A 26,795-nucleotide genomic window follows, 5' to 3' on the forward strand; every position below is an offset into this window, starting at 1 on the left:
CAATTGTCTATCTTTTGGTATTAACCTATTTGTGCCTTAAGTCCTTTCCTGTATGAATTTCAGCTACTTTTGAGCGTAGTTGCTCTCATCGAATTTTATTTTAAGTTAATTATTTGCATAACAATTCCCGAAGAGCCACAATCTCCTTTAAGGAAACTTATCACAAAAGCTTTGCGTAATTATAGCAAAGATTCTTAGATATGACTGCACTTTATCACAAAATTTCACTATTATTTCGGGTGCGGTGATTTGTTATGTTTCTTGGTTCACAACTTCTTTAACAATTTGTCATACTCTGCGTGAGAGCCTATCCAAAACCAAACAATTACATTCTTACTCTTGATTCTTCCTAGCGCTCTCCAACCTATACCGACTCTGATTGACCAGATCTGGTCTTCTTGATTGACCTCCTTAAATTCTAAGCTTGGATGGCTTGGGTTATCTTGCCATAACTTGTAATTTTTTCTGGCTGTTCTTTTCACTCTGTCTGGTAGCTGTTGAAATAAGCCGACGAAATCTGGATTTAGTTCCGACTTCATAGCTCATCAAATCCCATTTCTTCAGTCTGTCCGTTTTCTGAATCCGCAATAGCTTTCTGAGCAAGTTCTTTGAGAATTAAGCTGTCTTGGGGTTTAGATAATGTTTCTTGCCATTTGATTTCATTTTCGATGTCTTCAATAAACTGCTCTGCCAGTTCGTCTTGAATTGCTTCTGGTAGTTCTTGAGCTTTTTGTACAGCTTTACTTAGAAGTGTTGATAACATTTCTTCTCTTCTCTTGAAAACATAACTACATATTATAGGTCAACTTTCTCTATAACACTCTCTGGGGTAACGATATGGGTCAACTTTCTGTATATCACCCCATTTAGGCGCAATCGCCGGAACTTTTCCCTATATCACGACCAAAAGCGTGTTAGCCAGATTAGCCTATTGCCAAAAACCTTGGTTAACTAAATTCCTGACAATTAGGCTCATTCTAGCGATGATTCTTCGATCTGACCGCACCCATTGACAAAAATTTACAATTATTCGACCTTTAGCGATCGCTATCGGGGGATAGTTGTTTTTTGTTACAGCAGTGGGGAGAAGGGAGCGGGTTTTTCAAGTTGGATTGGCAGTTAATCATGCTATTAAAAACCGATTCAGTATAAAGACCCCGTTATGCCGTGTCCCTACAGATAGACTTCAACGGCTCTAGCATTCGGCGCGTCACGGAATAAAAATGCGTCTTGCGCCTCGATAGGTATCAATATCAAGCACAATTTCAACAAGACTTTCAACACACCGACCTCGATATTCGGAATCATTCAAAAGCCGATCAGCATTGCTAACGGTGATCACAGGCAATGACTCTGAGGTATTTTCTTCACGCAGGACCTGCTCTAGGGAATCTTTCCCTTCCATACTGCGATTAGCGGTAAGCAAAATCATCTGATTCTCTTGAGCAAGTCGCCAAACCGTCCTGTCATCACTGTTGATCGACAAATCCATCTCTGCAAAGGTGACGAACTGCATCGGGACGATATCAAGCCAGCCCTGAGTTGCGATCGCACCAAAGAAAACCAAGGCATGACCTTTGAGATTGTGATCAATCAAAAAAATCATACTTTCGACTCACGCTTTGCCTTAGCCACTCGAAGCTTTTCCCAAGCAGCCTCGGAGCCTGGCTTAGGTGGTTGCGCAGCAATACGGGCAACTCGCTCACGATTTTGCTCTTCATAATATTGTCGGAGTTCTTCAGCTTCTTTGAGAACTTGCTGGTACTCAGCCTCTACATCCGCACGATGAGCCTCAATATAAGCCAGGGCAGTGTTAATTTGCTCTTCCGTCAGATCAAATAATCCCTGAATGAACTTAGGTGGATATTGAGCAGTCACATAATCCATCACATCGTAGAGGGTGATGCGGGTTCCTGCGATCGTCAGTCCTCGCTCTGTACGAATGATATCAGTTTTTCCATTAGATGCGAGCGTCATAGCTATAGTCTCAGTCTTTCACCATCTCATTCCATATTACCGCATGAAAAAGCAAGGTGAGCAAACGCCCACCCTGACTACTAATTCGCAAGCTCTTTAATCCTCAACCCAGACTTTCAAAATGTATTTCAGCCTCGTTCCTGCATCTAGCCAGTAGTGAACTCCAATATCTGGCAATTCAGTATCACCAGGCCCCGTACTACAAGATCGGCGATCAAATTTAGACCACAGCTTCAATCAATGGGCATGGTGCGTTCCCCAAAATCGATCGCTGGAGCAGTAGGAGCCACATTAGGGAACGCACCCTACGGCGATTGCGTACTGCTACGCAGTGCCTTCGGCATCGCACTGCCATGTCTAGGAGCAAAGTGACGCTCGCGGCATCGGCAGCTGCAACGATCGGTTAGCCAGCGGTTACACAGGTAGCCAGGTATCCCGGTTTGGCAATGGGCCAGCCAACTTGCAGCGGGCAACAGGCGTCAGTGGATCAACGAGACCCTTCGTCTTATCTGACATGATAGAGTTGCCGAAGTTCATAACGTCGCAAGGCAGGACTGACCCGTGCACCCATTCAGAAATCGATCCATGTCGTGAAAAAAGCCGTCGTAACCAGAAAGGTTTACGAAACTTACTTGGTCCGTACTCGGCAATTGAGTTGGCAACGGGAGGATCATCGCCACGTCGGATTCCGACGTTATTGGGACGCTCCGCCTGTGCGTAAAGGGAGTGATCGAATTGCGCCACGGGATGAACGCTTCCATCATGGACGTGGGCAGTCGGGAAGAAAAGGGCCGTTGAATTCCGCGTCCTAAACGACAATGCCATGGGATGGATCCGCATGTCTCCAGATCGAAGCTGAAAGACGGCAAAACCAAAGTCACTGTAAAGCGGCAGCTGTTTCCAAACATCCTCTGGAAGGCGAAATCGAAGATCAAGTCTGTGAAAATCCGCGAGTGCGGGTACGAACGAAGCGTCAAACGCGCCAACTCGATGAACCATGAGATTTCTAGGACTCGCTCTCGCGACAGCGACGCCTTTGCTACGCATTTCCAGCGGCTGCGGGAAGCATCGATCCATGTCGCGAAAAAAGCCGTCGTAACCAGAAAGGTTTACGAAACTTACTTGGTCCGTACTCGGCAATTGAGTTGGCAACGGGAGGATCATCGCCACGTCGGATTCCGACGTTAGGCGCATCTCATACACTAAGTGCTGACGGTCGCCATTCAGGCGAGCGTAGATCTTCGTGTTGGACACCTGTTGAACGTCGTGAGAAAAGATACACATTGGATTGCGTCTGCCTAACTACATATTATGCGGAAACTTTCTGTATAACACTCTATTTAGGCGCAATCGCCAGAACTTTTCCCTATATCACACCCAAAAGCGTGTTAGCCAGATTAGCATATTGCCAAAAACCTTGTTTAACTAAATTTCTGACAATTAGGCTCATTCTAGCAATGATTCTTCGATCTGACCGCACCCCTTGAAAAAAATTTATAATTATTCGACCTTTAGCGATCGCTATCGGGAGATAGTTGTTTTTTGTTAGAGCAGTATGGAGCAGTCTAACTGATGGCTATATTTCCAGATTATCGCCCGCAGGAAACCAATCTTCATCGAGAATTTGTTCAAGGGAACCAATGGGAATAACGGGGAAAGTATCGAGGGGTAATTGAGAGCGGTCACTGGCATTTTTTCGGGCTGAAAGATAACATTCATCAAAAATTTCCAAAAGATAAGGTTTCAGACTAGGACTATCTTTAAGTTCATCTAATATATCGAGACGAAAAGTTCTAATCTCTCCCTTCCAGTGACCTTCGTTTCTCTCTCTTTCTGCCGCCCAATATTTGAGCTTAAGTAAATGTTCTAATAATCGGGTTAACAGACTTTTAATTGTGCGCTTTTCACTCCTTCCCATACTTGCTAATTCCTCTAGTAAATTCTCTAAATCTACCCGCTCAAACTGTCTCGCTTGCAGTTGATTAATAGTAGTTCTAATCCAGAGATAAAAGTCTTCTTCGTACATGGTTTTATTATCCATAATTTACCTCTATATATTACTCGTGGTTATTAGTGGGAAACCAATCTTCATCGAGAATTTGTTCAAGGGAACCAAGAGGAATAGCGGGGAAAGTATCGAGGGGTAATTGAGTTCTAACTTGAGCCTCTTTTCTAGCAAATTGATAGCATTCCTCAAAGATTTCGAGAATATAGGGTTTTAAACTAGGGCTATCTTTAATTTCTTCGATTATTTGTCGGCGAAAGTTGATAATTTCCCCTTTCCAGTGACCCTCATTTCTTGCTCTTTCTCCTGTCCAGTAAGTTAGTTTCAGCAAATGTACCAGCAATTGAATCAAAAGATTTTCGATTTTGCGTTTTTCACTCCTTCCCATACTTGCTAATTCCTCCAGTAAATTATCTAAATCTACCCGCTCAAACTGTCTCGCTTGCAGTTGATTAATAGTAGTTCTAATCCAGAGATAAAAGTCTTGTTCGTACAGGGTTTTATTGTCCATAATTGACCTCTAGATATTACTCATGGTTATTACTGGGAAACCAATCTTCATCGAGAATTTGTTCAAGGGAACCAAGGGGAATAGCGGGGAAAGTATCGAGGGGTAATTGAGAGCGATCACTAGCATCTTTTCTAGCAAATTGATAGCATTCCTCAAAGATTTCCAAAAGATAGGGTTTGAGACTAGGGCTATCTTTAACTTCTTTGATTATTTGTCGGCGAAAGTTTCTAATTTCCCCTTTCCAGTGACCCTCATTTCTAGCTTTTTCTCCTGTCCAGTAGGTTAGTTTCAGCAAATGTACCAGCAATTGAATCAAAAGATTTTCGATTTTGCGTTTTTCACTCCTTCCCATACTTGCTAACTCCTCCAGTAAATTATCTAAATCTACCCGCTCAAACTGTCTGGCTTGCAGTTGATTAATAGTAGTTCTAATCCAGAGATAAAAGTCTTGTTCGTACAGAGTTTTATTTTCCATAAATACTCACTTAAACTAAATAAAACGGGGATAATCATAAAACTTAACTATACAAACTAGCCACATATTCACCATAGCCATTATAGGGCAGAGTTTCGATAATTTCCCAAGATAAATCACTTCTACTACCGATAAATTTTTCCGTTGCTTGCGACCAACGGGGATGGGGTTTACTGGGGTTGACATTAGCCTCAAAATCGTATTCGTGAGCGTCAATTGTGTTCCAGTAGGTGGCGGGTTGTTTGGCGGTAAATTCAATTTTTACTATCGATTTTGCTCCTTTAAAACCGTATTTCCAAGGAATAACCATTCGCAAGGGTGCGCCCTGTTGTTTCGGTAAATTATGACCGAAAATTCCCACAGCAAAGAAAGCTAATTCGTTGGCCATTTCTTCAATTCTTAAACCTTCTGTATAAGGCCATGGTAAGGCTCCTAAATGTAATCCTGGCCCCTGGGTAATTTCTGGATTATAAAAGGAAGTAAAACGGACGAATTTAGCTTCTGGTTTTGGTTCCACTGCCGCAATTAAAGCACTCATCGGAAACCCCAGCCAAGGTAAGACCATTGACCAAGCTTCCACACAACGAAAACGATAGATTCTTTCTTCGAGAGGAAAGGTTTTTTTAATAGTATCTATATCGTAGGTCTGGGGATTTTTTACCAATCCTCCCACTTCTACCGTCCAGGGATTCGTCGGTAATTTCTGCGCTTTTAACCAGATATTTTTCCCCCCTCCGAACTCATAAAAATTGTTATATCTCCCCGCTACAGTTTCGGCAGCTATGGGGCGATTTACCGTTAAAAACTGCGGATTCTTGCTGAACCCTTCAATTTTAGGTAATTGTAAACTTTTTTCTAAAGCTTCCGAGGAGGAGGATTTACCACAAGCAGTTAATAATAGGGAACTCCCCGCAATTCCTGCCCCGATTAACCCCTGTAAAAAGCGACGACGGTTAAAATAAACACTTTCGGAAGTAACTTCATTTTCGGAAATTTGCCAGGATTTAGCTAAACGAATTAAGACCATAATTATCCCCAATTTTATTGACAAAAAAGCAGAGTTATGATATGGGATACCACAACTCTGATTGTACAATAGTTTGTCAGTTTTTTTAAGAAATTTCGGCGAGCATCGGGGCAGTAACCAGAGGTTCCCGTCGTCCTTTTAAGACCATGGGAACTCCTCGCGAGGGAGCAAGGGTGACACCGCGACGACTGGGTTTTTCGGGGGTATTATTAACTAGAGTTAACTGATAATTAGCCAAAATTGTGGCGATAGCGATTTTCATCTCGTAGATAGCTAAAACTTCCCCGATACAACGACGCGCCCCACCACCAAAAGGCATATATTCGTAGGGGGTGAATTGTTTTTCTAAAAAGCGTTCCGGTTTAAAAGTATGGGAATCGGGGAAAGTTTGCTCGCGGTGGTGGGCCAGATAAATACAACCCATAAGAATTGTCCCTTTTTCTAAAGGATAACCATCTAGTTCTACCGGTTTTTCCACTACTCGCGGAAAAGTTAACATTCCCACGGGATGAATGCGTAAAGTTTCCGAACAAACTGCCGAAAGATAGGGTAATCGAGTTATGTCAATGGGGTTAGGATTATCTCCTAAAGTGGCTATTTCTTGGAGAATTTTTGCTTTAATTTCTGGATAGCGATGAGTCCAGTAGAGCGCCCAAGACATAGAAGTGGCTGTGGTTTCATGACCGGCGAATAATAAGGTCATTAATTCATCGCGCAATTCCTTATCGCTCATCGGGTTGCCTTCTTCATCCCGGGCGGACATCAGTAGTGATAAAATATCGGTGCGATTGGGGTTAGGATTAGCTTTTCTTTCGGCAATTTCTGTATAGATAATATCATCAATTTTTTCTTGGGAACGCTGGTATTTTCCCCAGGGACTCCAAGCACCCAAATCAGCCCGCAAAATTGGGAAAAATAGCAAAGAAGCCATCACCGGAGAGTTAAATATATCGAGCATTTCAGCCAGAATTTTTTTCAGGGTTTGATAACGTTCCCCTTGACTAATTCCAAAAACTGCCTCCATAATTACTTGTAAAGCGATTGCTGTGGTCGCTGAACGGGCCTTAAAAGGTTGATTTTCGGGCAATTCTGCCATTACTCTTAGGGTAATATCGCGGATTAAATCGCCGTAGAAACGCATTCTTTCCCCGTGAAAAGGTGGCAATAAAAGCTGACGGCGTTTTTTGTGGATGTCTCCGTCTAACATGACGACGGAATAATCACCAATAATCGGGGCAATAATCCGATTGGCTTCCCCCGGTGCCGAAAATTTTTTACGGTCATTAGTTAAAACCTGTTGTAGGGCCGCAGGACTACTGACAAAGATAAAATTATCTACAGTTAAACCCACTTTTGTGCTAAAAATATCGCCATGCTTGCGGGCGGCATTTTCCATAAAAGCTACAGGATTAATGATCCATTGTGCCATTTGCAGGAAGGTAGGGGCTTTGACCTTGGGCATGATTTTCATAGATTAATTGCTATATCTAATGCTAATTATTTCTAATTGTGACATTTTTTCCCCAGAGACGGCAAGGTGTAATAAGCTGCCCGCGCATTTAAATTGCTTATTGAGATGAGGCAAGAGGCACTCTTGCAAGGGGCAAGAGGCAAAAGTAAAGGGATTAGGGGAGATTTAGCTAATCTAAGGATAGGCAGTTAAGATACCTCTCAGCTTATCAAGTAAACAGCAAAAATTACCGGGCTGTTGCTCGTCCTATCTTCTCCCAGAGAGGGGGATTTTCTGGGAATTTTCAGGATTGGCTTTCTGGTCTAAACAATGATAACTACGGTAGAATAGCCCCTAGTTCTATTTAATTCGCTTTTATAGTTTAATCTCTCTTTTATTCTCTTTTTAGGGACTTGTGATGATTATTTCCCAGTCCAGCAACTGGAAAAAGCTGGTTATTTGCCGTTATTTGCCGCTGCTAATCGCCTTTAGCGGCACTTTTCTCCTGACTACTCCCCCCGCTTTTGCCCTCGAATCCAGTGCCTCCACAGGTTTTAATCCTCAAACTATTCTTTTCCATGCCTTAACTTGGGTGGATAGTTTGGGAGCCGTGGGAGCGATCGCGTTTATAATTATCTATATTCTAGCTACTGTGGCCTTTTTTCCAGGTTCAATCCTGACTTTAGGGGCTGGTGTGGTTTTTGGCCTGGTTTTAGGCTCTTTTTACGTCTTTATCGGGGCAACTATCGGCGCTACTGTCGCTTTTCTGGTGGGACGTTATCTGGCTAGGGGTTGGGTGGCGGAAAAAATTCAAGGTAATAGTAAATTTCAAGCTATCGATGAAGCTGTAGGGAGAGAAGGTTTAAAAATAGTGCTTTTAACCCGGTTATCTCCCATATTTCCTTTTAATCTGCTCAATTATGCCTATGGTGTCACCGGGGTTTCCCTGAAAGATTATCTACTAGGTTCCGCAGGCATGATTCCGGGGACGATAATGTATGTTTATATTGGCTCTTTAGCGGGCAGTCTTGCCACTATCGGGACCTCGGCACCAGCCACTAACCCAGTTTTACCATGGACTATTCGCCTGAGCGGTTTTATCGCCACCGTTGCCGTCACCCTCTACGTCACAAAAATTGCCCGTCAGGCCCTGGCATCAGTTATCAATGAATAGTAATCATTTATCAGTCAGGGGTGTGGGGGAATGGGGAAGTGGGGGAATGGGGAAGTGGGGTGTGGGGTGTGGGGTGTGGGGTGTGGGGTGATGGGAAGTGGGGTGTGGGGAGTTTTCTCAGTTAACTGATAACTGATAACTGATAACTGATAACTGATAACTGATAACTGATAACTGATAACTGATAACTGATAACTGATAACTGATAACTGATAACTGATAACTGATAACTGACTCCTCAAAACCTAAGACTCTGCACCTCACAACTATGGGAATTGCTATAAGTAGGTGGGTGGAATTAAATATAAAATAAACGTAGGTTGGGTTGAAGCATGAAACCCAACGCCCGCATGGGTTACGCTACCGCTAACCCATCCTACAAATAATTGTGCCTACCTACTTAACTGCTTTAGTAAACCTCTTGCATAATTAATTTTTCAGGGTTCAAAAACGGCAAAAATAAGAATTAAATTGCATAAAATCTGTAAATAGACCATTTAACTGATTATTATTCATTCTTAATTCTCCTGACTACTGACTACTGGCTACTGATTCCTAATCCTAACAACAATTTTTGATTTTTACAAGAGGTCTAATATGTTTCAAAATAGCTCTAGGGAAGTTAATGTTCTCCCAGTGGACGAACATAATCAAAAATTAGTTAATTATGTTCATCCTGCCGATTGGGTCAATCCACAACCCCAAGATTGTTATGATTTAGTCGTCATCGGTGCGGGTACTGCGGGTTTAGTTGTAGCGGCGGGGGCGGCGGGTTTAGATATAGGTTTAAAAGTGGCTTTAGTGGAAAAACATCTCATGGGGGGAGATTGCCTCAATTTCGGTTGTGTTCCTTCTAAATGTCTGATTCGTTCCTCTAGAATTATCGGGGAAATTGAGCAAGCCAAAAAATTAGGAATTAATATTGGAGATACTAGGGTAGATTTTGCCAGAGTCATGACCAGAATGCGGCAAATTCGCGCCGATATTAGTCATCATGATTCGGTGCAACGTTTCCAAAAACTAGGTATCGATGTCTTCTTGGGTAGCGCTCGTTTTTTAGGACAAAATGCCGTGGAAGTCGCGGGAAAAACCCTCGATTATAAAAAAGCTGTCATTGCCACTGGTGCTGGGGCCTTTCATCCCGATATCCCCGGACTAAAAGAGGCGGGATTTTATACCAATGAAACAATTTTTTCCCTAACAGAATTACCTCCCCGATTAGCTGTTATCGGTGGCGGGCCGATTGGTTGTGAATTAGCCCAAGCTTTTCAACGGTTAGGCGCGCAGGTGATTTTATTTCATAATCATTCCCATCTTTTGAATAAAGAAGACCGAGAAGCGACCGAAATTATTGAGAATGCTTTGCTGCGGGAAGGAATGCAATTAATTCTCTCTTGCCAAATTGAACGGGTGACAAAAAATGAGCAGGGTAAAACCATTGAATATACTAGCAACGGTCAAGGAGCAACTATCACCGTTGACGAGATTTTAGTCGGTGCTGGCCGGGAGCCTAATGTGTCAGGATTAAATTTAGAAGCGGTAGCCGTGGAATACGATACTCGTCGGGGAGTCAAAGTTAATGATTATCTGCAAACTACTAACCCGAAAATTTATGCGGCCGGTGATATCTGTATGGATTGGAAATTTACCCATGCCGCCGATGCGGCCGCCCGTATTGTGATTAAAAATACCCTCTTTTCTCCCTTCGGTTTCGGACGCGATAAGCTCAGTAATTTAGTTATGCCTTGGGTCACTTATACCGACCCAGAAATCGCCCATGTGGGCATGGATGAAACCCAAGCACAGGCCCGGGGATTGGCCACTAATACTATTAAAATTCCTTTGAGTATAGTCGATCGAGCTATCACTGATGGGGAAACAGCAGGTTTTTTAAAAATTATTCACAAACAAGGCTCCGACCAAATTTTAGGAGCCACTATCGTCGCCACCCACGCCGGTGAGATGATTTCGGAAATTACCACCGCTATGGTTGCTAAAATCGGACTGAGTAAACTGTCTATGGTTATTCATCCCTATCCCACCCAAGCGGAAGCGATTAAAAAGGCCGCCGATGCCTATCGCCGAACTCTCTTGACTCCTAATAGTAAAAAATTCTTGGCATTGTTGACTAAATTATCGCGTTAAAATCAATGATTGCCACCGGAGAACTGCGGCAGAACTTTGAACAATTCTGGCGGGAAGCTGCCGCGCAGTTGGGAAACGCCCAATCCCTCACCGAACGGGGGTCGGGGAAATGGCAGGAGTACCAGTTGGAGAAATACCAACCCCTGACGTAGCTCTGCCCTTTTTAGAATACAAGTAAACGGTGAAAACCTTCTTGCTCAAAATGGCGATCGGTGGTTAATGCTTCATTAATATTGAACTGACGCATCAATAAAAAGCTAACTGCATCACATAAGGAATAAGTCTTATCTTGCCGTGCCATCAATAGTTTGACCGCAGCACGATGTAAAGGCTCATCTATCCAAACTGTCTCGATATCTGGATTTTCTAGCAAATCGGTGATAAATTCTAGGGTAGCTAAACGCGGGTAACGCCGAACTTGAGCTAGAGCAACTAACTCTGCTAAAACGTAACTGTGGGTGATGCTTTTACCTGCACTATCTAACAATTGGACAGCTTCTTCATGTCCTGGTTGATCACGATAGACATAGCAAAGTAACCCAGAAGTATCGAGGAGTATCACCGATTTGATGTCTCCTCATGAGTATCTCCATACTCTCTCCCTAAGTCAGCATCAATGCTTTCATTATCTGCTCCTGTCGGATAGCCGCTAATTGAGCCAGCGTGCGCTCGAAAGCGTTGACGTGCTGCTTCTTTTTCGGCTTCCGTGCGTTGGTCTTTATTTTTGTTCAAGCGATACTGTCGCTCAAGGGAAGTTGTTACTAATTCTGACAGGTCGATACCTAATATTTTAGCTTGCTGTTGCAAGGCGGCATAGACTTCATCGCTCAATTCTAGGGTTAAGACTTGACTCATTTAGCTGTACCTTCATTGTGGCTATTGATTAGATTAATTTCTTTTTTAACTCTTTGACCATTATAACCTCGGACATCAGCTTGTCTCTTCACAGTAGCACTGTAGTAGCACTGTAGGGTGGGTTAGCGACAGCGTAACCCACCGCATATTAGGAAATTGATGGTGCGTTACATTAACATTAACGCACCCTACTGGACTGTTTCAACTAAAATAGGGCAATAGATTTCGGCTTAAAGTCTTAGATTATAGAATTTATAGCATTTTTCTAATACACCAAATTAGCTGAAACAAACCAGTAGGGTGGGTTAGCGACAGCGTAACCCACCGAATATTAGGAAATTGATGGTGCGTTACATTAACATTAACGCACCCTACGAAAGCTTATAAGTCATCTTCCGATAATCGAGCTATTTTCATAATTGATTTTAAAGTTCCAATTTTTAAGTCCTGATTGCGGTGTACAGGAATAGATAGAATTTTATCTTCATCCTCCTTTTCATAAATATGGTGACTACTGGTAATTTTTTTGAGTATCCAACCTTTTTTTTCGACAATTTTACAGAGTTTTTTCCCTGATATTGATTTCATACAGCAATTTCAATCACTTCTGACCTAGATTCAGGTTGTTTGCTTTCATTGGCAACTTCTAACCAGCCTTGTATGGCATCTTGGAGGTTATCGACAACTTCGTCCATACTATCTCCTTCTGTTATACAACCGGGCAGAGCGGGAACTTCAGCCCAGTAACCGCCTTCTTCGGCTGGATGAATAATAGCTTTGATTTTCATCAGGTTCAGAATTTTTGAAAACTTATCTCTTATTTTAATATGAATATGGAAGTTGGGTTTCCTTGCGTCAACCCAACCTACAGGCGATGCGATCGGCGATCACTGATTACCTCGAAGCAATTACGCTTCGTCCTACCCGATGTTAGGGGTTACGTTGCTCGTCCAACCTACTTGAGTTTCGACTTTTCTCTTGACCTAATCATCGTTTTTCTTCGTTCCGACTTTGGGATTGTTTTGACAATTTAGGGTTGACCACTTCACCCACCTTCAACTCTAGGGATAGCAGATACCGTAACGAAAGCTCTGCGAGTTTAGAAGGTTGAGTCAACATTTTTAGCTCAGATTGTTGCTCTGAAATTGGATGCTTTTTCTGGTTTTCCCTTATTGTCTCCCCGTTAACGCGCCTTGCGCCTATCTGTTTTGGCTCTGATTGCGTCCTTGTTCTCCGCTTCAGCCTCTAGATTTCCGAGTCTAGTCACTGGGGGCAGGTCGGGAGTCACTGTGTCCCTTACAGGGTAGGTCTTTCACCTACATCCTTTTTGTCAGTTATGCTGTTTTATCAGCACTCTAGGCTATTTATTCCCCTAGAAACGAATCGCACCGTTACATTAACATTAACGCACCCTACGGCGATGGCGATCGCACTGCTGCAGCTACAGCGATAGCGATCGCAGGTTCTATCTGCTGCTGTTAGGACAAAAATAAGAGAGTCCAGCTACTGATTAGCTCTTAGCCATTTCAAAATCGCTCTACCTATTGCTTGTCCGCCTCTTGTACTCCAGTCAACTACATCAGGCACAGAAACATCAATGAAGTAGACTTCAGCTAAAACTGCAACTCGAACATCCGTATCTTCTGCACCACTTAACACTCCAAGTGCTTGGCGTGGCTCGCGTCCTCCTGCAATACGATCTCGTATACCTAACTCTGCCGCAATTTCTGCACTCATTATCCGTGAAAGTGCTAAATCTGGAGGATCTGCTTTACGATCGTGGACTAGCACTTCTGCGCCCTGAGCAGAACGATTAGCACTGTTGTGATGAATTGAGCAGAATACGTCATAGCCAGCGGCTCGCGTTCCTAAATTGTATAAGCTTGCAACTGCATCTGTGATGTCACAAGGTACGCCAGCTTGTCTGATAACACGCTTTGCCGCTTCTGCAGCAATCTTATTCAACTCATACTCATTTTTAGAGTTGACACCAACTGTGCCTGGGTCAAATACCCCACTGGGCAATGTGCCATGTCCAACCTCGAGAAGAACGCCATTTTGCTTCCAGAAACTGCCATTTTCAGTTGTTTTCCTGAGGAGCCTTGAAGCTTCATCGAACAAATTAACGACTTTGTCTACATATGTTTGTTTTGCAGTGGAATCACCACCTATATAGCCAGCAAATGCAATAAACCTTATATATGTCTCAGGCGAAGAAATACTCGAACGCCACCCAGAATATACTGGTCGATTAATAAATATCCAATATCCGCGAATGGCATCCTCAAGAGTTACAAATTTACAGTATATGTCTTCACCATCACTTGCTTCGTAAGTAACAGGAATTGCTATTCCACTCATTTCGGGACGATACTTCATTCCAAATGGGTTACCGTGTAGCTTAAATAAGTCGGAGTTGCCCCGCCCAGATTCAAGAATAGCTTGGGCAAGCTGCACCTTCTTGAGATGCTCGAACTCAATCTCAGCATCTCGAATTGTACTCACAAAATCATTCCATTCAAAAGCCATCACTTTTCTCCTAATAACTAGATTTACAGAGTTAACGCAACAAGAATCTGCTCAAGTCTATGGCATTGAGAAAGCTCACACCTTGGCACAAGTTAGGTGCTGTAAAAAACACTCAAAGAAATGAAGCTTTGTGTCTCTCTCAATCCATCTAAAAAAGGTCGAATCTTGTCGTTGAAGTCACTAGTCTTGACTACGATGCACCCAGCAGAGCCTGGATAAATTGCAACGTTAGAGTCGCGGTGAAGTCCGAATTCACTTCGTCCTGTGTCTGGATCTGGATCTGGTGTGATATGGTAAAACATCCCTTCAATACCTGGAGTCGCAAGATAGTATCCATTGGTAGAAATCTTCCAGTCATTATCAGGGGGAATACAACCCTTACCCCTTTGAGTGTGAGCCCCAGGGTACTGATAACCAGGTTGACCAGACGTTGCCCTTACTCGGAGAACTTCTTGAGTGCCACGACTAAATACTAAATAACCATAAATTAGGTTACTGATGTTTGCTTGCTCAAGAGAGAAGACAGCCTTAACTTCTTGGGTTTGAAGACCAGTATCCCAGTGAGGCAAGAAAATCCACCAAGAGCCAGACTCAAAGGCAAGCTCGACATGAGAGTGTAGTCCATTAGTTTCAAGTATCTCATCCACAGTGTAAACCTTGCCTGTGGGCACAGCAACTTTCTGATTATCAGCAAGCTCTTCGCCTTGAATTGGCTGTTTTTTTAGGAGTGTAGAAACCTTTGCTTTATATTCCATTTCTCTCAGTGAATCATAACCCCTTTATCCTACTATCCCACCTCCATCGGTCTAACACCCCATAAATAAAACTTAATACCGCACCGTGCGGTCTAATCACCCCCATTTGGGCATAATTACCGCAGGGGGCGGTCTAGTATCTCTGCCAAACCGATTTTACCGCATTTGCCGATGACAGAAGAAGCCCAGTTCCATCGACTGTTAGAATGAGTCCGAGAATTCATGCGTCTCAAGCACCTTAGCTTGAAGACGGAAAAATCCTACCTCTACTACATTCGAGACTTTATCCTCTTTACACAACAAACGCCACCCCTCCAGAGATGGGAGTTGACGAAATCCGCCAGTATCTGTCGCATTTAGCCACCGACAAGCAGGTGGCTGCCTCAACTTAAAATGTCGCTCTCAATGCCTTGCGGTTGACGGGCCAAAAAGTGCTTTACGTCCAGACACCACAATTTTGAAGGCCTGTAAGGAAATTGGCGGTTATCAACCCGTCACCTGGTTAGCAGGAAGGGATAAAAGCCGTTATCCCCAAGTTTATCGCCCCCATCCCTTAGAAAGCAGCAATTATGAGGCAGTTGACCGGATGATTGGGGTTGCTAACCAGAAATGGCAAGAAAGCCGCCTAATAGCTCGTCCTGCGGTTCAATTTCGTGGCTTTTTTCCCGAAGTTAACAATCAGAATCTTACGGAAATTGCGATCAAAATCAAGGAAACCTACAATGATTATTTAAAGTTAGTGCGATCGCTTGAAGACCTGAAAAACCGGCATCCCGAACTAAGAGAACCTTATATCGAGGTAACATCAACAAAAAGTCAGAGAACGCTTTGCCTGACACGGCTAGATCGGTTTGGGACTTGAGAATCGAGTTTTTTCAGCCAAGATAAGCAGTTTCCCGTTGATTTACAGCTTGTTAACGACAAGATTGACCGAGAGATTCCTAATTCTCTTTTGGCTGTAGCAATGCTCGATTTAGAAGGGAAATCAGTGGAACAACCCATTGGAGCGATCGCCTTATCCTCGGTAGAGGAATACAACCTGAAAGCGGGAATAAATATGTAGAGATGGTGCGTCAAGAACACCCTGAAAGTGAAAGACAGCAATTAGCGGCGGCTCTCTGGCATCATGCTCATATCAGGGGTCATCAGTCATCAGTTATCAGATTTGCGTTTTCAGTCCACTGATTACTGGAAATACTCCCCAACTCCCACTCGGCAATAACTACTGGCAGCCAGAAATACGTTCTGCTCCTATCATACTTTCTGCTTTTTGTCAAAAAAACTTTTTTTTTGCAATAAAACTACACAAAAAAAAGATCATCGTTGTGGGTGAAATTGACTGATTTACCCGTCTTAATTAGGATCACCTTCTAGGTGTGGCAAGGGTTTCAACCATTGCTGCCCAAAAAAGCACATAATAACCCACTATGAAATTCTATCAAATCGCTGTAACCATTACAACATCGTCGTTAAATAAAAATATTTCTCAATTAATTCTTAAGAATTTGTAAATATTGCGGAATGTTAATTTAAATATTCTCAAGTTTCTGGAGTCAATATATAATGGTTGCTTATCTTTATTAAAAAATAGAACTCCTGCAAAATCCAACATCTACCATTGGGTTAGAAGTCAGTATTGAGGAGTCAGTATTGAGGAGTCAGTATTCAGGAGATAGGAGATAGGAGATAGGAGATAGGAGACAGGTTTTAGGTGTTGGGGGTTGGGGTTTGGGGGTTTTGGGGTTTTAGTTCAATTTCCCCACTTCCCCCCGCAACGCGCACGCAGTGGTCTCCCCACTTCCCCACTTCCCCACCGCCCCCCGCAACGCGCACGCAGTGGTCTCCCCCCGCAACGCGCACGAAGTGGTCTCCCCACACCCTACACCCCACACCCTACACCCCACACCCTACACCCCACTTCTTATGAGAGATTCCATGTCGGGCCATCTAAGAGTACAACAACACTGCCTCAATCAAGTTAAATTAGCAGTGAGAAAGCAGGGCTTTAGCAGTCAACGCTCCTTAGCCAAAGAAGCTGAATTTAGTCTGGCTACTGTCAGCAACTTCCTGACTGGTAAACCGGTAGAACAAGCCACTTTTGAACAAATTTGTCGTCGATTATGCCTGGACTGGCAAGAAATCGCCGCCCTGAATTTTCAGCTAAAAACACCCCCTGAAGACAAAATTCCGGTTAATTCGGCAGCCAAGAGCGAAAAATTGGACACATTACCCCCCTATCCTAATGGAGCAGTTCCCCTTGGTTCCCCATTTTATTTAGAACGTCTTCCCCTCGAAGAACAGATAAGGCAGGAAATCAAGAAACCGGGGGCTTTAGTGCGGATAAAAGCTCCCAAAGAAATGGGCAAAACTTCCCTACTTTTGAGAATGCTCGATTTTGCCAAACAGCAAGGCTACCGCACGGTGAGTTTGAACTTAGAACAGGTGGACCAGGCCATTTTGAGTGATTTAAACCAATTTTTGCGCTGGTTGTGTGCCAATGCTGCCCGTCAACTACAGTTAAAACCGCAATTAGATGAGTATTGGGATGAGGATTTAGGCAGCAAGATTAGCTGTACGGTTTACATTCAAGACTATCTGCTTGAATCGATTACCGCCCCCATTGTCCTCGCTCTCGATGAACTTAATCAGATTTTTGAACATCCCCAGGTGGCCAAGGATTTTTTACCGCTGCTGCGTTCTTGGTACGAGGAAGCCAAAACCCTACCTATTTGGCAAAAACTCCGTCTTATCGTCGTCCATTCCACGGAAATTTATGTTCCCCTGCAGCTCAATCAATCCCCCTTTAACGTGGGATTCCCCGCACAGTTAAGTCATTTTAGTCTTGAGGAGGTATTACAATTAGCCCAACGTTATCAACTCACCTGGGAAAATCAGGAAAAAGTCAAACAATTGATGGAGCTAGTGGGAGGACACCCGGCTTTGGTACAAACTGCCCTCTACTATCTCAGTCGGGAGGAAATAACCATGACGCAAATATTAACCAGTGCCACCTCCGTCACTGGGATTTATGCCCATCACCTGCGACGCCATTGGGCGGTATTAGAACAACAGCCTGAACTAGCAAAAGCCCTCGATCGGGTGATGAGCGCGGTGGAACCCGTACAATTAGACCCAATTCTCGCTTACAAACTCAGCAGTATGGGACTACTCAAACAATCAGGAGATAAAGTAGTACCAGGCTATGAATTGTATCGACGCTATTTTTTAGAGGTGAAATCCTCTATCAGTTATCAGTAAACAGTAATCAGTAATCAGTGAGGGTGTGGGGTGTAGGGTGTGGGGTGTAGGGTGTGGGGGGAATAAATAAAATAATCTCCTATCTCCTGACGACCGGCTCCTATCTCCTGAATCCTATCTCCTGACGACCGACGACCGGCTCCTGACCCCACCAACAAACTTTTTGCCGCAAACTCTACTTATTATGAATATGTCAATCAAAGATACTGTCCAAAATACTGTCAACGTTAGTAATTTTAGTCGCTCGCAACTAGGTCAACCGGATGAGAACAATTTATATCAAGCAGTCGCCACAGTTACCGAGGGACATTGGCCGGAAAATCTGTCGGGATACGTTTTTATCGTCTGTCCTTTTCATAGAAAAAATGACCGTCATTTGTTCTCTGGCGAGGGTGTAATTATTAAATGGGACTTGCAAGGGAAAAATAATCAAGTTAATGTTTACAGTAAAAAACTGAAAACCTGGGATAGTTTTTGGCGAAAAGTTTTACCGATATTTAATATTAGTCAAGCCACTTTTCCTGCCGTGGTCAGCATTTTGGGTTGTTCAGAAATAGCGAATACTGCTATAGTTAAACTAGAAAAAGTTTCCGAAAATGAACAACTAGAAGAAACCAGATTAATTCTCACTGCCGATGCGGGACGTTACTGGGAAGTGGACCCCGTTTCCCTTGATACTATCACTCCGATTGGTTATTTTGACCAACATATTGTTTCCGTGCCTTTATCTTTTTTCCCAGTCCTAGAAAATACCGCTCATCCCTTCTACGACAAAAAAACCAAAGAATTTATCACCTGTGAATTAAAGCTAAAACTTGTATCGGGAGGTATGTTAAAAGACTTAGATAAATCGGCGTATATTGTTCTTTGGGATCAACAAAAACAACTTAAACCCTGGAAACTACAGGGAGCTATCCTCGATGGTAGTCCCCATTCGGTCATCGTCACCGAAGATTATATCATGATTCCCGATATGCCTTTTCAGATGGGAGTAGCCAAACTATTAGGTATCAGAATCAAGCCTGAAGAAACCTATCCGAAAACTCAAATTTATCTGGTTAAACGTCAAGACCTCAAGGAAGAAGAAACCACCGTTCCCTCGCAATTAATTACCTTCAATGGCGACAGTTATCACTTCCTTTGTAATTACCATAGTATCAACGGTCAAATTCATCTGGTGGCCATCCAAAACGCCACTATTAGTTTAACCGAAGCGATCGAAAAAGACGATATCCAACATTTTACCGGTCAGGGTTATCCTCCCGAATACCACGGCATTCCCTGGATGTTTTCCTTTGACCCCGGAGTGCTGCGCAAAGTGGTTATCAAAGATGCCAGGGTGATGAGCGAACAAGCTTTCATCCATCCGGGGTGGTTCTCTACCACTCTCTACACCGCCGACCCGCGGGAATTGGAACAGGGATACAGCGCTATTTATCAGGTTTATGCCGGTTATGTGCGCGAATTAATCTGTCGTCGTCAGTATATGGATTTTCGCGACCAAAGTAATCGCATCCTCAGGGATGCCGAACTTCCCTGTCATGACTTGCCCTCGGTATTAGCCAAGGTTCCCTTCGATAAGGATTGGAATCAGTTAACTGAACAGATTAGCCAAGAAAAAAATGCCAGTGATACTCATGTATCACATTTAGGTCGGGAACTACTGGATTTTTATGTTTGTCCCGATGGCTATATTTTAGATAGCATTCAGTTTATTCCCCAAGAACAGGGCTATCTATTTACGACGGTTTTAACCCCGACCAGAGTATTAGAAGCTTGGTTATTTAACCCTGACAATCTCAAGGGCGGACCGATTGCTAAACTGAGTTTGCCGGAAGATGTTCACTTTGGTTTTACCTTGCATTCCGAGTATTTCGAGCAAGTGCTGCCTTCTCCCCGTCCTTCCGTCTCACAGGTAAATCGAGTCCTGTCAGCCTTGCGGAGTCTTGTTTTAGTTCCCGTAGAATTTTTCTTGGGGAGACCCGCAGCCATTTACAATCGCCAAGTAAAAAAATGATTGTTCTCAACGGATACGACATTCTTGCCCAAATCTACGAAAGTGTTAACTCGGAAGTCTATCGGGCTATTCGCACCGCCGATAATCAACCGGTTATGCTCAAAATCCTCAAGCAAGAATATCCCACCGCACAACAACTAACCCACTACAAACAGGAGTATAAAACCATCTGCGGCCTGAACTTCGAGGAGGCGATTAAAGCCTATGGTTTAGAAACCTACCGCAGAACTCCCGTGATTATTTTGGAAGATTTCGGGGGTATATCCTTAAAAAAATGGCTAGAGGGCAAACCCCTGGCCTTAAGGGACTTTTTAAGCCTTGCACCCCGAATAGTGGCTAATTTAGAGAAAATTCACAACGCCAAGGTTATTCACAAAGATATTAATCCTGCCAATATAGTTCTTAACCCCGAAACCGGACAAATTAAAATCATCGATTTTGGCATTGCCAGCGTCCTGCGGCGGGAAAATCCGGGGCTAAAAAATCCCAACGTTCTAGAGGGGACTTTAGCCTATATTTCTCCCGAACAAACCGGACGGATGAATCGCAGTCTCGATTACCGCACGGATTTTTATTCCTTGGGCGTTAGCTTCTACGAACTTCTCACCGGACAATTACCTTTTCGGGCTAAAGATGCTTTGGAATTAGTTCACTGTCATCTGGCAAAACAACCTCTGGAGATTAATAGTCTCGTCAGGGAGAAAATTCCCCCGGTGGTGGAGGCAATCATCAGGAAACTGATGGCTAAAACCCCCGAGGAACGATACCAAAGTGCCTACGGTATTCGGGCAGATTTAGAAGAATGTTTAAGACAACTAGAAACAACGGCTAAAATTGAGGATTTTGTCATCGCTGGGCAAGATCTAGCCAATCAGTTCCAAATTCCCCAAAAACTCTACGGTAGGGAGGCAGAAATCGCCACTCTCCTCACTGCTTTTCAACGGGTAGCCACCGCAGATAAAAACTCCTCTCACACCGAACTGATGCTAGTTACGGGTTATTCTGGCATGGGTAAAACCACCCTAGTTAGGGAAATTTATCAGCCAATTACTGAAAAACGCGGCTTTTTTATCTCCGGTAAATTTGACCAATTTCAGCGCGATACTCCCTACGCTGCCGTGGTTAGCGCTTTGACTCATCTTGTCAAGCAACTTTTGGGGGAAAGTCAGCCACAACTGCAACTATGGCGACAAAAACTCTTAAAGTCTTTGGGGGCGAATGCACGGGTTATTATTGATGTGATTCCTGAACTAGAATTAATTATCGGTCCACAACCAGAGGTGTTACAATTAGGAGCGATCGCTACTCAAAATCGCTTTAATTTAGTCTTTAAAAATTTTATTCGGGTCTTTTGTTCCCCGGAACACCCCTTAGTCATCTTTCTCGATGATTTGCAATGGGCAGACTTGGCTAGTCTCCAGTTAATAGAATTAATTATGCTCGATGGCGATATGGACTATTTGTTTTTAATTGGCTCCTATCGCAGTAATGAAATTAATTCCACCCATCCCCTAACCGCTACTCTCGATAAATTAGAGCAGGGGGGCATAATTATCAATCAAGTTATTTTAAAACCTCTGGGTCTTGAACAGGTCAATCAGTTAATTGCTGACACCTTAAATCATTCACCCGAATATGTGCAATCTTTGTCCGCTTTAGTCTGGCAAAAAACCCACGGGAATCCTTTTTTTGTCAATGAATTTCTCAAAACTATCTACTGGGAAAATTTGCTATTTTTCCAACCGGGGCAGCAAACAACCACTAAAACCGATAATAATAGGGGTTATTGGCAATGGCATCTCGGCCAAATTCAAAGGATTGGTAGTACTGATAATCTGATTCAATTTATGATGGGCAAAATGCAGAAATTGCCCCCCGAAACCCAGGAAATTTTAAGTTTAGCCGCTTGTCTTGGGGCAGAGTTTAATTTATATAGTCTGGCAGTAATCTCTGAAAAATCACCTCCAGAACTTTTACCAATTTTAACTTCTAGTAGCGAAGCTGGTTTAATTATTCCCCTCTCAGAATTGGATGAACAATTACTGATTCAAGAATATAAATTTGCTCATGATCGCATTCAACAAGGAGCTTACGCTCTCATCGAAGACAGCAAAAAATCTTTAATTCATTTGAAAATTGGTCGCCTACTTTGGCAGCATACTGCCGCCAATGAATTATCGGAAAAGATTTTTAAAATAGTCGATCATCTCAATCTTGGTTATCGACTAATTAGCGAGGAAAAAGAACGAGAGTCAGTGGCTAACTTGAATTTACTAGCAGCCCAAAAAGCCAAAGCCGCTAATGCCCAAACTGGAGCCTTAAAATATATTAAAATCGCTCAAAAACTTCTCAAAAAATCAAGCTGGAAAAATAACTATCAACTGACTTTAAATATTTATTCTGAAGCCACAGAAATCGCCTATTTAAGTGGGAACTTTGAGCAGATGCAACGCTGGGCTAATCTCGTATTAAAACAGGCAAAAACAACCCTAGATAAGGTGAAAGTTTATGAAGTCATCATCGAAGCCTATCACGCCCAAAATCAAGAACTAAAAGCGGTAGAAATTGGTTTATCCGTCCTCAAAAGCCTAGATTTCGAGATTCCTGAATCCTTACAATCATCAGATATTCAAAAAGAACTAACTAAAACCAGACAAAAATTAGCGGGTAAAAATATCAAAGATTTAATTAATTTACCGCCGATAAATGAAGAAGAAAAATTAGCAATCATGAAGATAGCAAGTGCCATATTTTCTCCTGTTTATATTGCCGCCCCTCATCTCTTACCCATCCTAGTATCAAAACAGGTTAACTTATCAATTGAATACGGCAATAGTTATCTAGCGGCTTTTACTTATGTCAATTATGGCTTAATTCTTTGTGGTCTTTTAGAAGATTGGGAAACGGGTTATCAATTTGGACGATTAGCTTTAAACATTGCTGATAAATTTCATGCCAAAGCCCTGATGCCGAAAATAATTGCCGTCTTTTCCGCCACTATTAGTATCTGGAAAGAACCGATTAAAAATTCCCTGTCCTTGTTAAAATCTTCCTATCAAACCGGTTTAGAAATGGGCGATCTCTACTACGGAACAACCTGCGCCTATCTTTACTGTTTTCATTCCGCCTTTATCGGACAGGAATTAACCGAATTAGCCCAAGAAATAGCTAACTATGATCTGGCTTTTGTTAAGCTCAAACAAGAAAACCCCCGCAACTATCTAAAAATCTATGGTCAAACAGTTTTAAATCTGCTGAGGCACTCGGAAAATCCCGGTCATTTAGAAGGACAGTACTATCAAGAAACTCTTATGTTACCGTACCATCTAGAGGCTAATGATCTCTTCGGTCTCTGTGCTTTATTTGTTAATAAATTATACCTTTGTTATCTATTTGGACAGTACGAACCAGCCATTGAAAATGCTAACCAAGCCCAAAATTATCTAGGGGGAGCTACCGCTACTTTATTGATTCCTCTGCATAATTTCTATGATTCCCTCGCCCATTTAGCTATTTATAATCATCTGGACAATGACCAAAAACAGCAAGTATTAGAACGAGTGACGAATAATCAGAAAAAGCTGCGGGAATGGGCGAATCAAGCCCCCCCTAACTATCTCCATAAATTTTATTTAGTGCAAGCGGAAAAGGAGCGGGTACAGCAATCCTATCTAGAAGCCATAGAAAACTACGATCTAGCCATCGCTAAAGCCAGGGAAAATGAATACATTAATGAAGAAGCACTGGCTAACGAACTAGCGGCGAAATTCTATCTCGATTGGGGTAAAGTAAAAATTGCCAAAACCTACATCAATGAAGCTGCTTATCTCTATTCTCTTTGGGGAGCAACAGCTAAAGTCAAAGATATAGAAAGCCGTTATTCTCAGTTAATGGTCAATAATTATGGTTCCAATTCCCTGACCGAAACTAGGAAAACTACCACCAGAAAAAATTCAGTTAGTCATGCGGGAGAACTGTTAGATTTAGCCACGATTATGAAGGCCTTCCAAGCCATTTCTAGCGAGATAGTTTTAGATAAATTACTCGCCACCCTGATGAAAATTCTCATCGAAAATGCTGGGGCGCAGCTGGGCTATCTTATCCTAGAAAGCGGCGGACAACTATTGATCGAAGCCTCCGGTTCGGTGCAGGAAGATGGGGTGACAGTCTTTAAATCTCATGCCATCGAAGAACATCTTCCCGTCTCAATTATTAACTATGTAGCCCGGAGCGGTCAAACCGTTCTTAATGACGATGCTGCCCATGAGGGCAATTTTAGCAATGATTCCTATATTAAAACCCATCAAACCAAATCCCTGCTCTGTTCGCCCCTCCTCGACCAAGGACAACTGCGGGGAATTGTCTATCTAGAAAATAATCTCACCCTCGGGGCTTTTACCCAAGAAAGATTGGAAGTGCTGCAACTGCTCTCCAGCCAAGCGGCGATCGCAATTACTAACGCCAAACTCTACGCCGAAATCAAAGCCAAACAGAGACAACTAGCGCAATTTTTAGAAGCGATGCCAGTGGGGGTATTCGTCCTCGATGCTGGCAGTCAACCCTATTATGCCAATCAAACCGCCCAAGAGATTTTAGGAAAAGAGATAGTTAATATCACCACGGCTAATCAGTTGGGGGAAACCTATCAGTTATATCAAGCTGGAACCGATCGATTGTATCCCACAGAATACCATCCGATTGTCCGAGCTTTAAGGGGGGAAAAAAACACGATGGATGATCTAGAAGTTCACCAAGGAGAGAAGATTATTCCCCTAGAAGTGTATGCCACGCCCGTTTTTGACGAAAAAGGAGAAATTATCTATGCGATCACCGCTTTTACCGATATTACCGAACGAAAACAGGCGGAAGCGGAACGGATTCGCTTTACCGAAGAATTAGCCGAGTATAGCCGCACCCTAGAACAGAAAGTGCAGGAGCGCACCCTAGAACTCAGCCAAACCCTAGAAATTCTCAAGGCCACCCAAGCAGAATTACTGTTTGAAAACGAACTCCTCAAAACTAACGAACAATCTAGCACCTTTGACTACCAAGTGGGGGGCAGTTTACCCATGGATGCCCCCACCTACGTGGTCCGCGCCGCCGACCGTTATCTCTATAAAGCCCTCAAACGGGGCGATTTTTGCTATGTTCTCAATCCCCGTCAAATGGGTAAGTCTAGTTTAATGGTACGCATGATCGACCACCTCCAACACGAGGGGGTCTGTTGCGCTCCCATTGATTTAACCCGCATCGGCAGCGAAAATGTCACTCCCGACCAATGGTACAAGGGGATAGCCTTCGAGTTAGGGCGACGTTTTGGACTGCTCAAAAGGGTCAATCTCAAAGCTTGGTGGCAAGAACGGGAAGATGTCTCGGCAGTACAGCGCTTGGGCGAATTTATCGAAGAAGTGTTATTGCTGGAAGTGGGGATAGTGGAAGGTTCTCCCCCGAAACCGATCACGATTTTTATCGATGAAATTGATAGCGTTTTGGGCTTAAATTTCGCGGTTAATGACTTTTTTGCCCTGATTCGTTCCTGCTATAACCAGCGTGGTTTTAACCCGCTCTATCGGCGTTTGACCTTCGCTTTCTTCGGTGTTGTCACCCCCTCCGATTTAATTACCGACCACCAAATCACTCCTTTTAATATCGGTCATTCGATTCAATTGGAGGGTTTTAAGGAACACGAAGCCCAGCCTTTACTGCGCGGATTGGCCGAGAAAGTTAGTAACCCGCAAACTGTCTTAAAAGAAGTCTTTGCTTGGACAAACGGTCAACCTTTTCTGACCCAAAAACTCTGTCAGTTAATTCGCACCGCCGCCTCGCCGATTCCCCCCAATGGTGAGGCCTCCTGGATTGAGGACTTGGTACAGAAGAAGATCATTGACAATTGGGAGGCTCAGGATGAACCGGAACATCTGCGGACTATTCGCGATCGGCTTCTCAACAGTCATCGCTCCCAGTTGCTCCTGAGACTCTATGAACGGATTTTAAGGGAAAAAGAGGTGATTGCCGAGGATAGCCCTCCAGAAAAAGAGTTACTTTTATCGGGGTTAGTGATCAAAGACCAAGGCCGGCTGCGGGTCCATAATCCCATCTATCGGGCCATCTTTAACCTCGATTGGCTGGCCCTGGCAAAATCAACCTAATACTAAATCCTGTTTAAAAGGCATAGGATAGTGGGAAGTTAAAGTTGGATTGGGAGTTAATCAAACTATTAAAAACGGATTTGCTAAGTAATGGAGGTAATATAGCGTTTTTCAGTCTGCTGAGGTACAAAAGTTATGGGTTTTAGGCAAAAGGGAAGAAAAATATGTGTACCTCACTAACTTAGGAAACGCTATATATTACCTCGTTCTTAGGTTCTACTGGGGAACGCTATGGGGAGCATCTCACTCTTGTAACCCCTAAATCAGGTTTCATGTCAAGCTATTTTGAAAGCCTTGCTAGAAACCAGTTTTAGAGACAAGTATAATTAGGACTTGCTGAATAATGGTAAAACCCTTTGAAAATAAGGCTTTTGACCTGTTAAAATCTGATGTTAGTGCAAGAAAATAGGATTGGGACATTCAAAAACCTTGCATTATTCTCCTCATAGTACATAAACTGGTACAAAA

General features: G+C 43.1%; 27 protein-coding genes. 10 read left to right on the forward strand and 17 right to left on the reverse strand.

Annotated features, from left to right (window positions below):
• Nucleotides 1-266: 266 nt before the first annotated feature.
• The 4 genes from O9332_RS03720 to O9332_RS03735 form a co-directional block, all read right to left on the reverse strand.
• Nucleotides 267-539, reverse strand: coding sequence for a ParE family toxin-like protein (locus tag O9332_RS03720; RefSeq protein WP_043998982.1), 273 nt, complete (start codon nt 537-539; stop codon nt 267-269).
• Nucleotides 536-763 carry a hypothetical protein gene (locus O9332_RS03725; protein WP_002758339.1) on the reverse strand — a complete coding sequence of 76 codons (228 nt, stop codon included), beginning with the start codon at nt 761-763 and terminating at the stop codon, nt 536-538. The genes O9332_RS03720 and O9332_RS03725 overlap by 4 nt, the downstream gene beginning before the upstream one ends.
• 447 nt (nt 764-1,210) lie before the next feature.
• Nucleotides 1,211-1,606, reverse strand: coding sequence for a hypothetical protein (locus tag O9332_RS03730; protein ID WP_002758341.1), 396 nt, complete (start codon nt 1,604-1,606; stop codon nt 1,211-1,213).
• Complete coding sequence (locus O9332_RS03735) at nt 1,603-1,977, reverse strand: DUF433 domain-containing protein (RefSeq protein ID WP_002758343.1); 375 nt, start codon at nt 1,975-1,977, stop codon at nt 1,603-1,605. The genes O9332_RS03730 and O9332_RS03735 overlap by 4 nt, the downstream gene beginning before the upstream one ends.
• Nucleotides 1,978-2,795: 818 nt before the next feature.
• Here O9332_RS03735 and O9332_RS03740 point away from each other — a divergent pair.
• Entirely contained in the window at nt 2,796-2,978 is a 183-nt protein-coding gene (locus tag O9332_RS03740; protein ID WP_002758344.1) for a hypothetical protein, read from the forward strand.
• A 575-nt stretch (nt 2,979-3,553) separates the two neighbouring features.
• Here the strand turns inward: O9332_RS03740 and O9332_RS03745 are convergent.
• The 5 genes from O9332_RS03745 to O9332_RS03765 all read right to left on the reverse strand — a co-directional run bounded on the left by O9332_RS03745 (nt 3,554) and on the right by O9332_RS03765 (nt 7,466).
• Entirely contained in the window at nt 3,554-4,018 is a 465-nt protein-coding gene (locus O9332_RS03745; protein WP_024969050.1) for a DUF29 domain-containing protein, read from the reverse strand.
• Nucleotides 4,019-4,034: 16 nt separating this feature from the next.
• Nucleotides 4,035-4,493: a DUF29 domain-containing protein gene (locus tag O9332_RS03750; RefSeq protein WP_288023670.1), complete on the reverse strand. Its 459-nt coding sequence runs from the start codon at nt 4,491-4,493 to the stop codon at nt 4,035-4,037.
• 16 nt (nt 4,494-4,509) lie between these two features.
• Nucleotides 4,510-4,968 carry a DUF29 domain-containing protein gene (locus O9332_RS03755; RefSeq protein ID WP_002796829.1) on the reverse strand — a complete coding sequence of 153 codons (459 nt, stop codon included), beginning with the start codon at nt 4,966-4,968 and terminating at the stop codon, nt 4,510-4,512.
• Nucleotides 4,969-5,011: 43 nt separating this feature from the next.
• On the reverse strand, nt 5,012-5,995 hold the full coding sequence (gene msrP, locus O9332_RS03760; RefSeq protein ID WP_288023671.1) for a protein-methionine-sulfoxide reductase catalytic subunit MsrP: 984 nt from the start codon (nt 5,993-5,995) through the stop codon (nt 5,012-5,014).
• An 85-nt stretch (nt 5,996-6,080) separates the two neighbouring features.
• Nucleotides 6,081-7,466, reverse strand: coding sequence for a cytochrome P450 (locus O9332_RS03765; protein WP_288023673.1), 1,386 nt, complete (start codon nt 7,464-7,466; stop codon nt 6,081-6,083).
• A gap of 397 nt (nt 7,467-7,863) precedes the next feature.
• Between O9332_RS03765 and O9332_RS03770 the strand changes: the two genes are divergently transcribed.
• Nucleotides 7,864-8,619: a TVP38/TMEM64 family protein gene (locus tag O9332_RS03770; RefSeq protein WP_288023693.1), complete on the forward strand. Its 756-nt coding sequence runs from the start codon at nt 7,864-7,866 to the stop codon at nt 8,617-8,619.
• Nucleotides 8,620-8,633: 14 nt separating this feature from the next.
• Here O9332_RS03770 and O9332_RS03775 read toward each other — a convergent pair whose 3' ends face one another.
• On the reverse strand, nt 8,634-8,861 hold the full coding sequence (locus O9332_RS03775) for a hypothetical protein (protein WP_288023674.1): 228 nt from the start codon (nt 8,859-8,861) through the stop codon (nt 8,634-8,636).
• A 355-nt stretch (nt 8,862-9,216) separates the two neighbouring features.
• Between O9332_RS03775 and O9332_RS03780 the strand changes: the two genes are divergently transcribed.
• Together O9332_RS03780 and O9332_RS03785 are read left to right on the forward strand one after the other, a co-directional pair.
• Nucleotides 9,217-10,764 (forward strand): mercuric reductase, encoded by a 1,548-nt coding sequence (locus O9332_RS03780; protein ID WP_288023676.1) that lies wholly within the window; start codon nt 9,217-9,219, stop codon nt 10,762-10,764.
• Nucleotides 10,765-10,769: 5 nt separating this feature from the next.
• Entirely contained in the window at nt 10,770-10,916 is a 147-nt protein-coding gene (locus O9332_RS03785) for a hypothetical protein (RefSeq protein ID WP_002758360.1), read from the forward strand.
• Between the two features lie 11 nt (nt 10,917-10,927).
• Here O9332_RS03785 and O9332_RS03790 read toward each other — a convergent pair whose 3' ends face one another.
• The 6 genes from O9332_RS03790 to O9332_RS03815 all read right to left on the reverse strand — a co-directional run bounded on the left by O9332_RS03790 (nt 10,928) and on the right by O9332_RS03815 (nt 14,903).
• A complete protein-coding gene (locus O9332_RS03790; protein WP_002753596.1) occupies nt 10,928-11,326 on the reverse strand; it encodes a type II toxin-antitoxin system VapC family toxin in 399 nt (132 codons plus the stop codon).
• Nucleotides 11,323-11,619 (reverse strand): hypothetical protein, encoded by a 297-nt coding sequence (locus tag O9332_RS03795; protein WP_002733598.1) that lies wholly within the window; start codon nt 11,617-11,619, stop codon nt 11,323-11,325. The genes O9332_RS03790 and O9332_RS03795 overlap by 4 nt, the downstream gene beginning before the upstream one ends.
• Before the next feature lie 381 nt (nt 11,620-12,000).
• Nucleotides 12,001-12,207 carry a type II toxin-antitoxin system HicA family toxin gene (locus tag O9332_RS03800; RefSeq protein ID WP_002741035.1) on the reverse strand — a complete coding sequence of 69 codons (207 nt, stop codon included), beginning with the start codon at nt 12,205-12,207 and terminating at the stop codon, nt 12,001-12,003.
• Nucleotides 12,204-12,407 carry a type II toxin-antitoxin system HicB family antitoxin gene (locus tag O9332_RS03805; protein ID WP_002734086.1) on the reverse strand — a complete coding sequence of 68 codons (204 nt, stop codon included), beginning with the start codon at nt 12,405-12,407 and terminating at the stop codon, nt 12,204-12,206. Before O9332_RS03805 ends, O9332_RS03800 begins: the two co-directional genes overlap by 4 nt.
• Nucleotides 12,408-13,122: 715 nt before the next feature.
• Entirely contained in the window at nt 13,123-14,148 is a 1,026-nt protein-coding gene (locus O9332_RS03810) for a glucosaminidase domain-containing protein (RefSeq protein ID WP_288023679.1), read from the reverse strand.
• Nucleotides 14,149-14,240: 92 nt separating this feature from the next.
• Nucleotides 14,241-14,903 (reverse strand): hypothetical protein, encoded by a 663-nt coding sequence (locus O9332_RS03815; protein ID WP_002758364.1) that lies wholly within the window; start codon nt 14,901-14,903, stop codon nt 14,241-14,243.
• Between the two features lie 222 nt (nt 14,904-15,125).
• On the opposite strand from O9332_RS03815, the gene O9332_RS27945 reads away from it, so the two are divergent.
• From O9332_RS27945 to O9332_RS03830, 4 genes are all read left to right on the forward strand, one after another.
• A complete protein-coding gene (locus O9332_RS27945; RefSeq protein WP_353853405.1) occupies nt 15,126-15,263 on the forward strand; it encodes a hypothetical protein in 138 nt (45 codons plus the stop codon).
• A gap of 97 nt (nt 15,264-15,360) precedes the next feature.
• Nucleotides 15,361-15,765: a hypothetical protein gene (locus O9332_RS03820; protein ID WP_288023683.1), complete on the forward strand. Its 405-nt coding sequence runs from the start codon at nt 15,361-15,363 to the stop codon at nt 15,763-15,765.
• A gap of 849 nt (nt 15,766-16,614) precedes the next feature.
• Nucleotides 16,615-16,830, forward strand: a complete 216-nt coding sequence (locus tag O9332_RS03825; RefSeq protein WP_288023685.1) for a hypothetical protein — start codon at nt 16,615-16,617, stop codon at nt 16,828-16,830.
• Complete coding sequence (locus O9332_RS03830) at nt 16,827-18,161, forward strand: AAA-like domain-containing protein (RefSeq protein WP_288023695.1); 1,335 nt, start codon at nt 16,827-16,829, stop codon at nt 18,159-18,161. Before O9332_RS03825 ends, O9332_RS03830 begins: the two co-directional genes overlap by 4 nt.
• A gap of 14 nt (nt 18,162-18,175) precedes the next feature.
• Here O9332_RS03830 and O9332_RS03835 read toward each other — a convergent pair whose 3' ends face one another.
• Nucleotides 18,176-18,316, reverse strand: a complete 141-nt coding sequence (locus O9332_RS03835) for a hypothetical protein (RefSeq protein WP_196219805.1) — start codon at nt 18,314-18,316, stop codon at nt 18,176-18,178.
• Nucleotides 18,317-18,345: 29 nt separating this feature from the next.
• Here O9332_RS03835 and O9332_RS03840 point away from each other — a divergent pair, with 29 nt between their 5' ends.
• Both O9332_RS03840 and O9332_RS03845 read left to right on the forward strand, forming a co-directional pair.
• A complete protein-coding gene (locus O9332_RS03840) occupies nt 18,346-20,178 on the forward strand; it encodes a carotenoid oxygenase family protein (RefSeq protein WP_288023688.1) in 1,833 nt (610 codons plus the stop codon).
• Nucleotides 20,175-26,327 carry an AAA family ATPase gene (locus O9332_RS03845; RefSeq protein WP_288023691.1) on the forward strand — a complete coding sequence of 2,051 codons (6,153 nt, stop codon included), beginning with the start codon at nt 20,175-20,177 and terminating at the stop codon, nt 26,325-26,327. Before O9332_RS03840 ends, O9332_RS03845 begins: the two co-directional genes overlap by 4 nt.
• Nucleotides 26,328-26,795 lie beyond the last annotated feature (468 nt).

This window comes from Microcystis sp. LE19-10.1B, assembly GCF_027530565.1.
Taxonomy (GTDB): Bacteria; Cyanobacteriota; Cyanobacteriia; order Cyanobacteriales; family Microcystaceae; genus Microcystis; species Microcystis aeruginosa.

Coding starts and splice junctions, on each gene's coding strand:
- O9332_RS03720 (WP_043998982.1), bottom strand. CDS start 539: ATGAAGTCGGAACTAAATCCAGATTTCGTCGGCTTATTTCAACAGCTA.
- O9332_RS03725 (WP_002758339.1), bottom strand. CDS start 763: ATGTTATCAACACTTCTAAGTAAAGCTGTACAAAAAGCTCAAGAACTA.
- O9332_RS03730 (WP_002758341.1), bottom strand. CDS start 1,606: ATGATTTTTTTGATTGATCACAATCTCAAAGGTCATGCCTTGGTTTTC.
- O9332_RS03735 (WP_002758343.1), bottom strand. CDS start 1,977: ATGACGCTCGCATCTAATGGAAAAACTGATATCATTCGTACAGAGCGA.
- O9332_RS03740 (WP_002758344.1), top strand. CDS start 2,796: ATGCCATGGGATGGATCCGCATGTCTCCAGATCGAAGCTGAAAGACGG.
- O9332_RS03745 (WP_024969050.1), bottom strand. CDS start 4,018: ATGGATAATAAAACCATGTACGAAGAAGACTTTTATCTCTGGATTAGA.
- O9332_RS03750 (WP_288023670.1), bottom strand. CDS start 4,493: ATGGACAATAAAACCCTGTACGAACAAGACTTTTATCTCTGGATTAGA.
- O9332_RS03755 (WP_002796829.1), bottom strand. CDS start 4,968: ATGGAAAATAAAACTCTGTACGAACAAGACTTTTATCTCTGGATTAGA.
- msrP (WP_288023671.1), bottom strand. CDS start 5,995: ATGGTCTTAATTCGTTTAGCTAAATCCTGGCAAATTTCCGAAAATGAA.
- O9332_RS03765 (WP_288023673.1), bottom strand. CDS start 7,466: ATGAAAATCATGCCCAAGGTCAAAGCCCCTACCTTCCTGCAAATGGCA.
- O9332_RS03770 (WP_288023693.1), top strand. CDS start 7,864: ATGATTATTTCCCAGTCCAGCAACTGGAAAAAGCTGGTTATTTGCCGT.
- O9332_RS03780 (WP_288023676.1), top strand. CDS start 9,217: ATGTTTCAAAATAGCTCTAGGGAAGTTAATGTTCTCCCAGTGGACGAA.
- O9332_RS03785 (WP_002758360.1), top strand. CDS start 10,770: ATGATTGCCACCGGAGAACTGCGGCAGAACTTTGAACAATTCTGGCGG.
- O9332_RS03795 (WP_002733598.1), bottom strand. CDS start 11,619: ATGAGTCAAGTCTTAACCCTAGAATTGAGCGATGAAGTCTATGCCGCC.
- O9332_RS03800 (WP_002741035.1), bottom strand. CDS start 12,207: ATGAAATCAATATCAGGGAAAAAACTCTGTAAAATTGTCGAAAAAAAA.
- O9332_RS03805 (WP_002734086.1), bottom strand. CDS start 12,407: ATGAAAATCAAAGCTATTATTCATCCAGCCGAAGAAGGCGGTTACTGG.
- O9332_RS03810 (WP_288023679.1), bottom strand. CDS start 14,148: ATGGCTTTTGAATGGAATGATTTTGTGAGTACAATTCGAGATGCTGAG.
- O9332_RS03815 (WP_002758364.1), bottom strand. CDS start 14,903: ATGGAATATAAAGCAAAGGTTTCTACACTCCTAAAAAAACAGCCAATT.
- O9332_RS27945 (WP_353853405.1), top strand. CDS start 15,126: ATGCGTCTCAAGCACCTTAGCTTGAAGACGGAAAAATCCTACCTCTAC.
- O9332_RS03830 (WP_288023695.1), top strand. CDS start 16,827: ATGAGAGATTCCATGTCGGGCCATCTAAGAGTACAACAACACTGCCTC.
- O9332_RS03840 (WP_288023688.1), top strand. CDS start 18,346: ATGAATATGTCAATCAAAGATACTGTCCAAAATACTGTCAACGTTAGT.
- O9332_RS03845 (WP_288023691.1), top strand. CDS start 20,175: ATGATTGTTCTCAACGGATACGACATTCTTGCCCAAATCTACGAAAGT.